This window comes from Aeromonas sp. S11(2024), assembly GCF_041402345.1.
GTDB lineage: Bacteria > Pseudomonadota > Gammaproteobacteria > Enterobacterales > Aeromonadaceae > Aeromonas > Aeromonas veronii.
Window position 1 is genome coordinate 1 of record NZ_JBGLRC010000028.1, and the last position, 14,504, is coordinate 14,504.

At 61.6% G+C, this 14,504-nt stretch carries 14 protein-coding genes and 1 pseudogene; all 15 read right to left on the bottom strand.

The window, feature by feature from the left end; all coding sequences use genetic code 11:
* Positions 1–186: 186 nt before the first annotated feature.
* The gene (gene exeN / locus ACB040_RS17560; protein WP_371155795.1) at positions 187–954 is read right to left on the bottom strand and encodes a GspN family type II secretion system protein ExeN; all 768 of its coding nucleotides are present in this window, start codon (positions 952–954) and stop codon (positions 187–189) included.
* Complete coding sequence (gene exeM, locus ACB040_RS17565) at positions 951–1,442, bottom strand: GspM family type II secretion system protein ExeM (RefSeq protein ID WP_371155797.1); 492 nt, start codon at positions 1,440–1,442, stop codon at positions 951–953. Before exeM ends, exeN begins: the two co-directional genes overlap by 4 nt.
* On the bottom strand, positions 1,439–2,623 hold the full coding sequence (exeL, locus tag ACB040_RS17570; RefSeq protein ID WP_371155799.1) for a GspL family type II secretion system protein ExeL: 1,185 nt from the start codon (positions 2,621–2,623) through the stop codon (positions 1,439–1,441). Before exeL ends, exeM begins: the two co-directional genes overlap by 4 nt.
* Positions 2,624–2,745: 122 nt before the next feature.
* Positions 2,746–3,747 (bottom strand): GspK family T2SS minor pseudopilin variant ExeK, encoded by a 1,002-nt coding sequence (exeK, locus tag ACB040_RS17575; RefSeq protein WP_371155801.1) that lies wholly within the window; start codon positions 3,745–3,747, stop codon positions 2,746–2,748.
* A 121-nt stretch (positions 3,748–3,868) separates the two neighbouring features.
* Positions 3,869–4,516, bottom strand: a pseudogene (gene gspJ, locus ACB040_RS17580) (type II secretion system minor pseudopilin GspJ); the annotation flags it as partial.
* On the bottom strand, positions 4,513–4,872 hold the full coding sequence (gene exeI / locus ACB040_RS17585) for a GspI family T2SS minor pseudopilin variant ExeI (protein ID WP_371155803.1): 360 nt from the start codon (positions 4,870–4,872) through the stop codon (positions 4,513–4,515). The gene exeI and the pseudogene gspJ, both read right to left, overlap by 4 nt.
* Entirely contained in the window at positions 4,869–5,429 is a 561-nt protein-coding gene (exeH, locus tag ACB040_RS17590; RefSeq protein WP_338774221.1) for a GspH family T2SS minor pseudopilin variant ExeH, read from the bottom strand. The genes exeI and exeH overlap by 4 nt, the downstream gene beginning before the upstream one ends.
* Complete coding sequence (locus ACB040_RS17595; RefSeq protein WP_371155805.1) at positions 5,426–5,545, bottom strand: type II secretion system protein; 120 nt, start codon at positions 5,543–5,545, stop codon at positions 5,426–5,428. The genes exeH and ACB040_RS17595 overlap by 4 nt, the downstream gene beginning before the upstream one ends.
* Before the next feature lie 47 nt (positions 5,546–5,592).
* Positions 5,593–6,024 (bottom strand): GspG family T2SS major pseudopilin variant ExeG, encoded by a 432-nt coding sequence (exeG, locus tag ACB040_RS17600; RefSeq protein WP_371155807.1) that lies wholly within the window; start codon positions 6,022–6,024, stop codon positions 5,593–5,595.
* 97 nt (positions 6,025–6,121) lie between these two features.
* Positions 6,122–7,342, bottom strand: coding sequence for a GspF family T2SS innner membrane protein variant ExeF (gene exeF / locus ACB040_RS17605; RefSeq protein WP_005338296.1), 1,221 nt, complete (start codon positions 7,340–7,342; stop codon positions 6,122–6,124).
* A gap of 1 nt (position 7,343) precedes the next feature.
* Entirely contained in the window at positions 7,344–8,849 is a 1,506-nt protein-coding gene (gene exeE, locus ACB040_RS17610) for a GspE family T2SS ATPase variant ExeE (RefSeq protein ID WP_058057784.1), read from the bottom strand.
* Positions 8,849–10,885, bottom strand: coding sequence for a GspD family T2SS secretin variant ExeD (gene exeD / locus ACB040_RS17615; RefSeq protein WP_338774226.1), 2,037 nt, complete (start codon positions 10,883–10,885; stop codon positions 8,849–8,851). Before exeD ends, exeE begins: the two co-directional genes overlap by 1 nt.
* Before the next feature lie 21 nt (positions 10,886–10,906).
* A complete protein-coding gene (gene exeC / locus ACB040_RS17620; RefSeq protein ID WP_320109983.1) occupies positions 10,907–11,740 on the bottom strand; it encodes a GspC family type II secretion system variant ExeC in 834 nt (277 codons plus the stop codon).
* Between the two features lie 227 nt (positions 11,741–11,967).
* A complete protein-coding gene (exeB, locus tag ACB040_RS17625) occupies positions 11,968–12,663 on the bottom strand; it encodes a GspB family T2SS assembly factor variant ExeB (RefSeq protein WP_371155810.1) in 696 nt (231 codons plus the stop codon).
* Positions 12,663–14,231, bottom strand: a complete 1,569-nt coding sequence (locus ACB040_RS17630) for an ExeA family protein (RefSeq protein WP_263717906.1) — start codon at positions 14,229–14,231, stop codon at positions 12,663–12,665. Before ACB040_RS17630 ends, exeB begins: the two co-directional genes overlap by 1 nt.
* Between the last annotated feature and the right edge of the window lie 273 nt (positions 14,232–14,504).

Genomic DNA, 14,504 nt, shown 5'->3' on the forward strand with positions numbered 1-14,504 from the left:
CATACGGTGACTCCGGATAACACGGTAGGGGTACCGTTTTGTTATCCGGTTTGAAGCCGTATGACCACTCCCTTTTGTGGGCAACTGTCAGGTGAATACCATCTCCATACATTTCAACGGACACGTCACATGGACGATGAAAATGGCTCGGGTTGTCCCTGAGCCATTTTCACCTTGAATGATGGCTTAGATCCGCCCCTGATAGCGCAGGGGAAAGCGGCCCTGACTGTCGGGCTGGCCGAGGAAGGGAAGCCCCTGTTGCATCTGCGGTGGCAGTGCCGGGCCCGGTTTCAGGGTGCCCTGGAACAGGTATTGGCCATTGGGTTGCAGCTCGAGGCGACCCATGGTCTGCACCGCATCGGAGCTCTGCTTGAGTTCAGCCACCAGTTTGGAGTCGAGGCAGGTGAGTTTCACCTCGGGGTCGGCCAGATCCAGCTTGCCCGCCGGGGTATCGGCGCTGGCGTTGTACCAGTCGAGGTTGCCGTAGAGGTTGTCACACCAGGGGTTGCCCTGGGCAAATTGTTCCACTTTGAGCTGCAGCTGGCCGCTGACGGTGAGCGGGATCGGCAGGCGCATCGGCACCCGGCTCAGCAACCAGGGGGCGGGGGCGTTGAGGGTCAGATCCCGGCCGAAGGCGGCGCCATTCCAGCCGACAACGCCCTGACCATTGAGACCGTTGCGATCGCCAAAGCGAATGGCCACTTCGGGGGCGAAGCGCAGCAGCGACCAGCCGTTGAGATCCCAGCGCAGCTGGTTCACCGATTCGCTGGCATATTGCAGTCGGGCAATCTGGCCACTCCAGAGGGTGCCGCTCACCCCTTCCAGTTTCAGCAGGTTGGCAATGTTGGCAGGCAGCGGCAGATGGCGAGCTACCAGTGCCGCGGGCAGGGTGGCCAGCAGGAAGAGCAGATAGGCGGCCAGAAACAGGCTGGCAATCAGGATGCGTTTTTTCATTGTGGACGACTCAACTGCAAACGTCTGACCTTGACCAGACCCGGAGCCAGATCCTCGCGGGCGATCTCTATGATTTGAACCTGAATGCCGTGCTGCTCCACCAGCGTGGAGAGCCAGAGCAGCAAGTCATCGAACTGGACAGTGTCGATCCACACTTGCAGCTCCTGCGCCTGGGGTTGCAGCCGGGAAATCTTGATCTTGTGGTTGAAGGCGGTGCGGTTGACCACCCCTTCCAGGGTGCCGCTGGTATCGATCTGGCGACCCGATCCACCCTGCATGGCCAGCACCTCTTCCCCCTTCTCCTTGAGCCAGGCGAGGGTCTGCTGCTGGTTCTGCACCTGCCGCTCCTGCTCCGCGATGCGGTTGGCGATGGGCTGCCAGACGCTCCAGTAGAAGAGACCGACCAGCAGCAGAACGCCGCCTGCGACCACCAGCCGCTGTTCCCGTGCTGTGATGCCGTGCCACCAGCCCTGCAATTTTTCCATCATGATGATTTACCCTTGAGCACCAGTGCGCCCTCTACCTTGCCCTCGGTGCTGCGCACCTCGCCTTGCTGTACCTCGAATTGCTTGCCAGCCAGCTCACGGAACCGCTCGATCTCGGCAAAGCCTGGGGCGGTCACCTGCAGCCTCAGCTCGCGGCGACTGGCATCAAAGCGCATCACCTGTGGTTTCAGACCGGGGACTTCGGCAAAGGTGGGGGCCAGCTCGGTGAGCATCAGCAGCACGCCGTTTTGCGGGGCTTGTCCCATCTGTTGCAGATGCTGGTTCATCTGGCTGCGCACGTTCACGATGCGGCTTTCACCCGGGAAGATGCGGGTATAGACGGCGCGGATCTCCGCTTTCAGCGCCTTGTCCTGCTCGGTGAGCTGATAGAGCTGCACCCCGCGCTGGCCGAGGGCCACCAGCAGCAACAAGCCTGCGGTGATGGCCACCTTGCGCCACTGCAACCAGTAGCGGGCATATTCGGTCTGCGGCCGGTAGGGGCCGGTCAGCAGGTTGGCGCGGCAGGTGAGTGCCCCTTTGGCTAGCAGCAGCATGGGGAGTTCGGGCTCCGCCGCCTGCCAGTTGGCGGCGGCAATGGCGGGCACCGGTGTGTGGCTGTGGATGGTGACCGGCTCGACTTCGGTTGCCAGCAAAATAGCCAGCAGCGGCTCGTCGGCGACGATCCCCAGACAGGGGCCCTGACGTACCAGCCACTCGCTGTCGAGTTGCAGCGCAGACCAGCCATCAGCGGCCTGTGGCAGCGCCAGCACATCGGGCAGCAGTTGCAGGCTCTTGAGGCCAGCGGCATCGAGCCAGCCGAGCCACTCGCTCATCTTCTGCCGATCCACCGCCATCAGGTCGACCTGTTGCCCTTCGTGGGCCAGCACCACCAGATGGAGCTCGTCCACATCGGAGGCGATCTGCTCCTCCAGCAGATAGGGGAGGGCCGCCGCCGACTGGCGGTTGTAGCGACCCGGCAGGGTGACGCGCCGGAAGATCAGATCGCTGCCCGGCACCAGGGTGACCACGGGGCGGCCACCGGCCCGCTCCTGCAGCTCGCCCAGGGCATCGGCCGAGGGCAGGGTGCCGGAGGCGATGATCTCCTGCTCCTGACCGGACCAGACCAGCCAGGCCACGGGTTGTTGTTTATTGGTCCCCAGTCGGATGACCAGACTTTCGCTCACGCATCTCTCTCCTGCGATACCGGTTTGCAAAGGGCGTTGTGCGCCCTGGCAACCGGTGCGCAGCCCGCAGGCTGCATCCAACATCTCTCGTACCCGCGGGCGAAGGCCCGCCGGTGCGCTGTTTATTCGGCGCCGCTACTGAGGCGGCGCAGCATCACCAGTTTATTGTCCTTGCCCCGCTGGAACAGGGTTTCGAGCCAGGCCCGGTTATCGCCGACCTCGGCCACGACTCGGGCTTCGAAGAAGTCGCTCTTGACCACCAGCGCATCTTTCAGCCCTTTCACCGAATCGACCGGAGCGAGCATGTCCGTCATCAGCTTGCTCTCTTTCCACCCCTTCTGTGGCCGCTCGTTCAGTACTCGCTTGGCGTCATCCAGCCCGATAGTGCCCAGATAGAGGGCGACCAGCAGCTCGGGGCGCTGGGGGGCAAGGGTATTGATATTGATCTTCAACTTGTCGTTGGGCAGGGTGCAGACATAGGGAGCCAGTTTGGCATAGACCCTGGCCGTCACCCCGCGCACCGCCCGCAGCTCATCCTTGCCCAGCATCCACTGGTTGGCGGTCAGATAGGGTGGCTTGAGACCCTCGTAATAGGCGTCCTCTGCACCAAGGCTGGAGACCAGCACCGTATCCTTGTCAGTCCAGTCACGGATGGCATCGGTGAGCTGGGCCGCTTCGTAATCATCCATCGCCAGCTGTTTGAGCAGTTCGCGAAACACCTGCACCGGATAGGGCTGCTGCGCCAGATCCTCGCCGCTTCCCGCCTTGGAGGCCACGCTCAGGCTGTTGAGGTTGAAGCAGGATTGCAGGTCGGTCACCTCGCCCTTGAGCTGGCCATCGTCCAGCGGAAATACAGTGTTCTTGCGGGCCCAGTTCTGGCTGAGGTTGACCACCTCGGGGTTGTCCTTGAAATCCTGCGTCAGCACCTTGCTCACCAGCGCCTCTGCCGAGAGGGCATACCACCACGCCTGTTTGCCGGTGGTGATGTTGGCGGTGCGGCGCAGCTCAAGCTGCAGGCGGCCGCTCATATTGCTGGCGATGATCACCATCACCGAGAGGATCAGCAGCACCACCAGCAGCGCCATGCCGCGCTGGCGATCGGGAGCGGCGAGATTAGCCCGCATTGGCGCCCCCTCCGTTCTGGCTGTCACCATTACCGCCATTGGTATTGCCGTTGCCGCCGTTGTTCCCGTTGTTGTTGTTGTTGTTGTTGTTGTTGCCACCTTGGTCGGGGTTGCTGCTCTGGCTGTTCTCTTCGGCGCGCTGGCCACCGGCGCCAATCAGGAACTGACGGCGAATGGTGCCGTAATCTTCCAGATCCAGCTCCACTGCCAGCCCGTGGGGCAGTACGCTGCGCTGGGTCCACTCCTCTTTCCAGTTGCCCTTGTCGAAGAAGTAGAGGCGAAACGCCGTGACTCCCGCCAGCACCGGCTGGATGCGCGGCTCGGTGCCGATCACCGGATCCGGATAGAGGTAGCTCAGGCGCTCCAGCTTCTGATCCTTGAGGCGCCAGCCGACCCGTTGCAGATGGGAGCGAGGCAGCATGCCGTCCGGGTTGAGCCAGCCGCTGCGCATAAAAGCCATACCCCAGTCATCGCTCTGCTGGCCGAACCGGGAGGCCGCCAGCAGCACCTTGTTGTTCTCCCCCTCGATGCGACCGCTGCGCGGCACCATCTGGGTGATGTCTCGCTCCAGCAGGGTGAAGGCGAGCTGCAATTCGTTGAGGCGGGCCTCCTTGCGCTTGGCCACCTCGTCGCTGGTGAGCACCCCCTGCAGCACCTGATAGGCCCCCATGCTGAGGCTGGCGAAGATGGCGATCGCCACCAGCATCTCGAGCAGGGTGAAACCGGCATGGCGGACGGGGCGAGGCGTGCGGGCAACGTGCTGGGTCATCGGCTGATATAGGTCCGCATCATGGCGACCGGGTTCTCGGCCTTGGCCTCGGTGCGCACTTCCATATCGAGTGCCCGGAAGTTGTTGTCGGCGGTGGCGACACCGCGATAGCGCCAGTACCAAGTCTGCCCGGCCATCTGCTCATCCCCTTCCACCCAGCTGCCACCAGGCCACTTGTTCTCGAGCTTCTGTTGCACCAGCTGGTTCTCCACCACCCAGGTGGCCAAGGTCTTCTGCTCCAGATAGTTGAGGGCCGAGAGGTGTTCGCTGGCGGTTTTCATTACCGCGAGACCCGCGATGGCAAAGACTGCCAGCGCCACCATCACTTCGAGTAAGGTCATACCGCGAGCGTTCATTCGCCCACCTCTTCATCTTCATCACCGGTGAGCAGGGTGAGGCGGCCGAACTCGTCCCCCTTGACGATGCGGGTGTAGCGGGCATCTTCATCCTGCTGGGTGAAGGTGAGCACGAACGGGCTCAGCTCGCCACCCGGGAAGATGAGCAACTGCGGCGTGCGCTCCTTCTCGTCGCGCTTCTGTTCGGTTTTCTCGTCGGAGTCAGGCTGCCAGCCAAAGCCTTCCAGCTCCAGCGCCAGCGTCATGTTCTCGGCCAGTTGCACCGGCCCCAGCTGCTTGTCGCCAGTCAGGGCCAGCCACTTGCGATCTTTGGCCTGACGCTGCATAAACTGCCAGCCGTTATCTTCGATGCGAATGCCTACCAGCCGACCATCCATCACCGCGTACTCCTGCGCCAGCTGCAGCGTCGCCATCAGGCGACGCGCCTGCTTGTCCAGCTCCCGATCCCCTCTGGCTCCTCCCATGCTGAGGGTGACGGCGGTGGCCACCAGCCCCATCAGCATGGCGACCAGCAACACTTCCAGCAGGGTAAAACCAGCCTGGCGACTCTGTTTCATGGCGCCAGCCTCAACTGCATAGCGGTAGCCTCAAGCCGACCCATCAACATGGCAACGACCAGCACCTCCAGCAGGGTAAAGCCGGCTTGGCGACGAGCAGATGGCGCAGCCCTCATTCAGGCTGCTCCAGCAAGGCGGAGTGAATGCGCTGGCGGCACATCACTTATTCGAAATCCTTCAGGTTCCAGTTGCCGATGTCGTCATCGGTACCGGCTTCGCCATCCAGACCCATGGAGAAGATGTCGATCTTGCCGAACTGGCCCGGGCTCAGCAGCTGGTACGGGTTGCCCCAGGGATCTTGCGGCAGGCGCTTGATGTAGCCGCCATCGCGGTAGCTGCGCGGCGCCGGATCGATGGAAGGCTTGGTCACCAGCGCGTCCAGACCCTGTTCTGTGGTCGGGTAGCGGTTGTTGTCCAGCTTGTACATGTCGAGGGCGTTTTCCAGCGCCACGATATCGGAGACCGCTTTCTGCTGGTCAGCCTTCTCCTTGTTGCCCATCAGGTTGGGCACCACCAGACTGGCCAGAATGCCGAGGATCACGATGACCACCATGACTTCCAGCAGGGTAAAACCGGATTGACGACGTTTGTTCATGAGTTGCTCCGTAACGAATGAGATGGGATAGCCCATCAGAGAGTGATCACTGGGTGGGTTCGACGGGCCGCCAGCGGCGCCACCGAACACCGGAAACTTACATATTCACCATATTGTTGAGCTCGAGGATCGGCTGCAGGATCGACATCACGATAAACAGCACCACCCCGGCCATGGAGACCACCAGCATGGGTTCGAACACCCCGAGGGCGATATTGACCTGGGATTCAAACTCCCGATCCTGGTTGTCTGCCGCCCGCTCCAGCATACTGTCGAGCTCGCCGCTCTGCTCGCCGGAGGCGATCATGTGCAGCATCATGGGCGGGAAAATCTTGGTCTCGGTCAGCGACTTGCGCAGACTGGTCCCCTCGCGCACCCGTTCGGCGGCCTCAAGAATGCGCATTCTGGCAAAGTCGTTGGAGAGCACTTCGCCGGAGATTTTCATCCCCTCCAGCAGCGGCACCGCACTGGCATTGAGGATGCTTAGAGTTCGGGCGAAGCGGGCGGTGTTGAGACCGCGGCTGACCCGGCCAATCACCGGCAGGCCGAGCAGCACCTGATGCCAGCGTCGGCGACGCTTTTCATCGGTGAGCCACCAGCGCCAGACAAAGCTGCCAAGGAAGATCAGCAGCAGGAACCAGAGGCCGTAGGCCTGCATCAGTTCGCTGGTACCGATGAGAAAGCGGGTGGTGCCCGGCAACTGTTGACCCATATGTTCAAACTGGGCCACCACCTTGGGCACCACGGCGGTAAGCAGGATCGAGATAACCCCGATAGCGACACAGGTGAGCACGATGGGGTAGATCATCGCCTGCAGCAGCTTGGTGCGCATATGCTGGCGCTGCTCGGTGTAGTCGGCAAGGCGGTTGAGCACTTTTTCCAGATGGCCCGATTTTTCACCGGCAGCCACCATGGAGCGAAACAGCTGGTCGAACACATGGGGAAAAGCCCCCAGCGAGTCGGCCAGCGAATAGCCTTCCACCACCTTGCTGCGCACGGTCGCCACCAGAGAGCGCAAGTGTGCCTTTTCGCACTGCTCGGCCACCGCTTTGAGCGCCTCTTCGATGGTGAGACCGGCCCCCACCAGAGTGGCTAGCTGGCGAGTGATCAGAGCCAGCTCGGCAGTGCTGGCACCGCGCCGAAACAGGGCGAAGCGGGTCGCCTCCCGTTTCGCCTTCTCGGTGGTCTCGTTCACCTCGAGGGGGGTGAGCCCCTGCTCGCGCAGCAACTGGCGTACCTGACGGGCGGAATCCCCCTCCATCACGCCGCTCTTGCTGCGCCCCTTGTTGTCGAGGGCCTTGTATTCGAATGCCGCCATCTCAATCTTCCCGGGTCACGCGCAGTACCTCTTCGAGGCTGGTCTGCCCCTTGAGGACCTTGTCGATGCCGTCACGGCGGATGCTGGGGGTGTGGCCGCGGATCAGCCGCTCGATGGCGAGCTCGCCGCTGGCGCTGTGAATGGCTTCACGCACCGCTTCATCGATCACTACCAGCTCGTGGATACCGGTCCGGCCACGGTAGCCGGTGTGGTTGCACAGCTCGCAGCCGACCGGGCGCCACACCTGCTGGTCGGGGGCCAGCTCGATGCCCATGGCGAGGCGCTCCTGCTCGGTGATGGGGCGCGGGGCGCGGCAATCGGGGCAGAGGGTGCGCACCAGCCGCTGGGCCAGCACCGCCAAGAGCGACGAGGAGAGCAGGAAGGGCTCGATCCCCATGTCCCGCATCCGGGTGATGGCGCCGATGGCGGTGTTGGTGTGCAGGGTCGACATCACCAGGTGGCCGGTCAGTGAAGCCTGCACCGCAATCTGGGCGGTTTCCAGATCTCGGATTTCCCCCACCATCACCACATCCGGATCCTGGCGCAGAATGGCGCGCAGGCCGCGGGCGAAGGTCATGTCCACCTTGGTGTTGACCTGGGTCTGGCCCACCCCTTCGAGGTCATATTCGATGGGGTCTTCCACCGTCAGGATGTTGCGATCCCGCGAGTTGATTTCGGAGAGCGCCGCATAGAGGGTGGTGGATTTACCGGAACCGGTCGGGCCGGTAACCAGAATAATGCCGTGGGGCTTGCGAATAAGCTCGCTGATGATGGTGCGGTTGGCCGCTGTCATCCCCAGCTGCTTGAGCTCGAGGCGCACGTTGTTCTTGTCGAGCAGACGCAATACCACCCGCTCGCCGTAGCTGGACGGCATGGTGGAGACCCGCACGTCGACGGCGCGACCGCCGATACGCAACGAGATACGGCCATCTTGCGGCACCCGCTTCTCGGCGATATCCATCCGCGACATCACCTTGATCCGCGAGACCAGCAGTGATGCCAGCTTGCGATGGGGGCGCAGGATCTCCCGCAGCACCCCGTCGATGCGAAAACGAATGACCAGTGCCCGCTCAAAGGTCTCGATATGGATATCGGAGGCCTCCTCCTTGATCGCCTCGCTCAGCATAGCGTTGATGAGACGAATGATGGGGGCGTCGTCATCGGCATCCAGCAGATCTTCGCTTTGCGGCAGCTCTTCGGCCAAGGCGAAGAAGTCCATCTCGTTGCCGAGATCTTCCATCAGCTGGCGCGCTTCGGAGGAGTCTCGCTGGTAGTGAGCCATCAGCAGCTCTTCGAAGGCCTCGTTGTCGAGTTGCTCCACCGCGAAGCTGCAACCCGCGACCCGCCGCACTTCCAGCAGGGCTTGCGGGGTGACGCCAGGGCGGCACTGCAGCACGGGGGCGCCCTCCCGCTCAATCAGGATCACCCCGAAATTGCGGGCAAAGACAAAGGGGAGCTCGGGCAGTGGCGCAGGCCCGACGCTTCCATCCAGATGGTAGGCACTCATCAGGGCTTACTCTGCACAAACGGGGTGGTGGTCTCGACAGTGCTTTGCTGTCTGCTCCGCATCTCGTTGATCTGCTTCTGGATCTCTTTTTGCAGCTCGGGCGACACCATCACATCCTGGCCGTAAACCGGTAATACCTGGCGCTTGGGTGAGGTGAGGTACCCTTCCTGAGCTGCCGCGTCCAGTTGTTCAGCACGGAACAGGGAATATTTGTTATTGGATAGGCCGGAGTACACATCGGCATCACGCAAAATGGTCGGGCGGATAAAGACCATCAGATTGCGCTTGGATGTTGAGTTGGAGGTGGAGCGAAACAGATAGCCCAGCACAGGAATATCACCGAGCAGTGGTACCTTGGAGATTTCTTCTTTGGTCTGTTCATCCATCAAACCGCCCAGCACCACGGTTTCACCGCTCTTCACCAATACCGAGTTTTTCACTGTACGGGTATCAAATGTTGGGCCCAGACCAGAGGTACCTTCAGCCTGCTTGCCAACACTGGAGACCTCCTGTTCGATATTCAGCAGCACCGAATCCCCTTCGTTGATCTGAGGGGTGACGGTTAACTTGGTTCCGACCGTTTTGCGCTCAATGGTATTGAAGACGCTGTCACTACTGGTTGAACTTTGAGTGCCTGTCTGGACAGGTACTTCCTTGCCTGCATTGAAAGAGGCTTCTTTGTTGTCCATGGTGACGATACTCGGGGTCGAGAGAATATCGTTCTTGGTATTGGAAGCCAGCGCTGTCGTCAGCATGGCCCAGTCGCCGTGATAGAAACCGGCGGCCATGCCATTTACGGTCGACATGAGTTTGGTAATGGGTTCCGGATTCCCGTTATCTTTGAGCTTGTCTGCTGTGACTTTCGAGGTAATGGGAACTCCGGTATCGGGATATTGAATCGAACCATAGTCGGCATGATTCCACTGTACCCCGAGGTTCAGACCATCGCTGTCAGCTATTTCGACGATGATCGCCTCCACCAGCACCTGGGCGCGGCGGATATCGAGCTTGGCCACCACCTGCTCCAGTTCGGACATCACGTCCGGCTGGGCGGTGATGACCAGCGCATTAGTGGTCTCGTCGGCTGAGATGGCCAGCTTGCCACCGCCGATGCTGGCGCCACCTGTGGTTGCGCCGCCGCCCTTCTTGTCGGCCTCGATGCTGGAGCTGACCCCCTTGAGCACCTCGACCATATCTTTGGCCTTGCCATATTTGAGGTAGAAGACCCGGGTGTTGCCCTGGCTTTGCAGGTCGCGGTCGAGCTGGCGCACCATCTGGATGATGCGGGCGCGCGCTTTCGGCTCACCACTCACCACCACAGAGTTGGTACGCTCGTCGGCCACCACCTTGGGGGATAGCAGCAGGGAGGCGGTGCCGCCCTGGGGGTTGCCATCCTTGTTGAGGTTGGTCACCAGCCGCACCATTTCACCTGCCGAGGCAAACTTGAGCTTGATGATGTCCACATCCTGATCGCCTGCGCGGTCGACCCGGTTGACCACTTCCACCAGGCGGTTGACCACGGCGGCGCGGCCGGTGATCAGCAGCACGTTGGAGGGCTCGTAGTGCACCACGTTGCCACCACCGGCGTTGTCGTTGAGCTGGCGCAGCAACGGCGCCAGTTCACGGACCGAGACGTTGCGCACCGGCACCACTCTAGTCACCATCTCGTCGCCGGAGCCCGGGTTGCTGCCATCCACCACCGGAATGGCGGAGGTCTTGGCATCCCGCGAGCGCAGCACCTTGAGCACCCCGTTGTCCATCGGCACCACGGCAAAGCCGTAGACGTCGAGCACGCTCAGGAAGAACTGGTAGTACTGCTCCTCATTGAGCAGGTCGTAGCTGCGCACGTTGATCTTGCCGCGCACCGAGGGCTCTATGATGATGGTTTTATTGAGGTTCTTGCCCACCGTATTGATGAACTCTTCAATGTCGGCGTTCTTGAAACTGGCAGAGTATTCGGTGGCCCAGGCTGAGCCCGCCATCATCAGTGCCGCTGCGATAGTGGCCAGACGCCAGCTTTTCCCTTTAGTGGTCATTATTGGTACGACTCCAAATCATTATTCTGACAAGCGCACATAGATGTCGAACTGTTCGCCCTGTCGCTCGACGGTCACTGTCATTTCCGTTGCGCCAGCCATCTGCTGCATCGCCTGCATGGCTTGCATGTTGTCCCGTAAATCCAGCCCGTTGATGCTGATGGCCAGGTCATTGGCCTGCAGCCCGCTCTGGTTGAAAAACTCAGGATTGCTGCCCGGATTGAGGCGATAGCCGGTCATGCGGCCATCCACCTGAACCGGTGAAATATTGAGGTAATCGGTGATCTTGCCCGGATCGGCCATCAGCTCGCTGCGCAGGGAGCCAAGGGGAGCGGTGTTGGTCTGCGGCAGCGGCTTGCCATACTCCTCGCCATCCAGCATCAGGGTCTCGTCGCGGCCATCCCGCTCGATGATCACCCGATCCGGATAGACCTGCCGGATCCGCGCCTGGGTGCCGTCAATCATGTCACCGACCCCGTAGGAGTTCTGGATGCCGGACATGGCGATGATGGCGATGGATTTGGCGGGATCTGAGCTTGCCAACACTCCGTTGAGCTGGGCATTGAGCTGGGTACGCGGCGCATTGGCGGCCACGGCGGCTTTGGCTTGCGCCTTGGGGATCGCCTTGCCAAACAGCGCCAGTCGGCTTACCTCGCCCAGTTCAAGGCGCGGGTTGCTCTGGCCGCTGACCGCCACTGCGGAGGGTTGCCACGGTTGGCTGGTTTGCGGGTTTGCCAGGGTGAGCAGACGCCAGGTGAGGGCGGCGCTCTGCTGGGCCAGTATGATCAGCAGCGCCAGAAAGGCCACCTGGGTGACTCTGGTCATGGGAAGCCGCCGGCACTGGGCCAGCAGCATGGTCAAGATGTCATCCCTGAATCGTAGCGTCATATTAATCAACAAATTCCAGGCTCTGGGGCGGCTGCGTATTGTGTACGGCCGGTGGCTGTGACACAACGGGTCGGGGCGCGCCAAACCGTAAAAATGGATATTTCATCACACCGTAAACCTTTGAATGCTCACAAAAGTGGCACTCAGGTGAGGTGCATCCTGCTTGCCAGCGAACATCAGGGTACGGTGCGTACTCACCCTCGCCAATCCTGCAGCGCCTTGAGGGTCACGCTCTGTCCGGCGACCTGCAGCACTATGTATTGCTGGTCAATGGTGGCGAGCACGACTCCCGGGGCGATTTCGCTCCCTTCCCGGTATTCCCGGCCATTAAGCACCACGGCCCGCTTGGCGGGGTTGGAGGAGAACACATGAGAGCCGTAGCTCAATTGCGGCACCTGCTGGCGCACCGACTGGGGTGCCGAGCCCAGCGCCATCAACTGGGCCGGTTGCACGTTGTTCTGGCCGGTGGCGTGTGGCGTCTCCTGCAATGGCGTTTCATTGAGGGCTTTCATCAGCTGCTCGGCCAGACTCAGCGCGGGGGTATTCCCCTGACTGGTCCCCTCGTTTTTGGCCACTGCTCTGGGTTGGGCCACCGGCTCCGGCAGGGGCGGGGGCAGCGGACGAGTCAGCATCGCCTTGGGTTCAACCCGCACGAAGGGTGGAGTGATCACCTCTTTCACCTCCACCTTCTCCTCGATGGGGCGCAGGTGGATCAGATGCCAGCCATAGTTGGCGCCCGCCCCCAGCAGCAAGGCAAGGGGAGCCAGCAGCCAGCCGATGCGGCGTGGGCTGCGCTCCTCTTCCCGGGGCATGGGCAAGCCCATGGCCGGAATATGGGCAGAGAGTTGCGGTTGCTGCGCACGGCGCAGCGCCTTGAGCAGGGTAGACATCAGGAGGCCTCCTCCAGTCTGGGCATGGGTTCACCGGAGAGGGCGTTGAGACGCAGCAGGGTGTTGCTGCCAGCGATGCCATCAGGGGTGAGCCCCTGATCCCGCTGGAACTGCTGCAGCTTGTTCTTGAGCTCGCTATCGAAGCGGCGCACCTTGCGTTCGGGTTGTTGCAGCGCACGGCTCAGGGCGTTGTCGAGCCACTGGATCTGGGTCTGACCGGCATTGCTGGCGATCAGGCTGACGCCCCCTTTCGGCATGCGCCAGAGCAGGGTGTAGCTGCCGCCCCAGTTGTCGCTGAGCCACTGGCGATCCACCTGCCAGCTCTGGTCGCCTATCATCAGGCTGGCCTTGCTCGGCCCCAGATTGACCAGGGTCGCGTAGTAGAGGCCGCCAGTCTGATCAGTGAGCGTGATCATGGCGGGATACTGCAGGGCGCGCAGCTCGTCAAGGCTCGCCTCACCCTCCTGGCAGCGCAGACCGGCACGGGGGGCGTTGTCACAGGTTGCCTCGAACGGTTCCGGTTCATAACCCCAGACCCGATAGAGATTCTGCATGGCGCTCTCGGGGTCGATGGCCTGATTGATCGCCTCGGTCAGCTGCTCCTGCTGCTCGGCGGTCTCGTCGATGGTGACCGGCACCTCGACCTTGACTACCGGACGGGTGGGGAACACGCCGAAAAATTGCCAGCCCCACCAGCCTGCGGCCACCAGCAGGGCGCCCGCCAGCGTCACCATCAGACCGGAGGCCCAGCTTCCTTCGTCCCGAACGCCATTGACCTCGAAGGCGGCCTGGCTGATATCGCTGTGGACAATCTTGTAGCTGCCACGGGCGAAAGCGGCGATCAGGGCGCGGTCGCAGATGAGGTTGATGAAACGGGGGATGCCGCCACTCAGGCGATGGAGTGTCTTGATGGCGCGCGGGGTGAAGATGGGTTGTACGCAGCCTGCAACTTGCAGCCGGAAGCGAACGTAGGCATCCACATCGCTGTGAGAGAGCGGCAGCAGGTGATAGCGGGCGGTAATGCGCTGGGCCAGCTGGCGCAGCAGGGGTTGGCGCAGCATCTGTTGCAGCTCGGGCTGACCGATCAGCACCACTTGCAGCAGTTTTCGTTCGTCGGTTTCGAGGTTGGTGAGCAGACGCAGCTGCTCCAGTACGCCGGGCAGCAGGTGCTGCGCCTCATCCACCAGTACCACGCTGCGCTTGCCTGCCGCCAGGTTGGCCAGCAGGTGATCGCGAATAAGGTCGAACAGCCGCTTGATCCCGGCATCTTCGGGATAGGGGAGTTGAAACTCGTCACAGATGGCGGCCAGCAGATCCCGTTCGGTCAGAGAGGGGTTGAGGATATAGGCGATCTCGGTCTCGGCGGGCAGCTGTTGCAGCAGGCAGCGGGAGACGGTGGTTTTGCCGGTGCCCACTTCGCCGGTCAGCAGCACAAAGCCGCCGCCATCCTGCAATCCATAGTTGAGATGAGCAAGGGCTTCGCCGTGGCGCTCGCTCATATAGAGGTATTTGGGATTGGGCGAGATGGAAAACGGGTGTTCCGAGAGGCCGAAGAACTGTGTGTACATGAGGGTATTCTTTTGTAGCCGGCGACAGATGAAAAATGTCTCCGGATGATAGCAAACCTCGCTTTCATTGGAAGCCATCATTGGCGCCGAAGGGCAAATTGCGGCCTGTTCCTGCCATCTTGTGATCCCGGTTGCGTCATTGGCACGAACCCGGATCACAAAATGACAAAAAACAGCTGTAAATAAAGGGAAATATCAATATGGGCGCGGTCTGGCAAATGCCGTCAGCATGGCGCTGAATCGGCGACAATCAGACCTGTTTGTGTACAATTT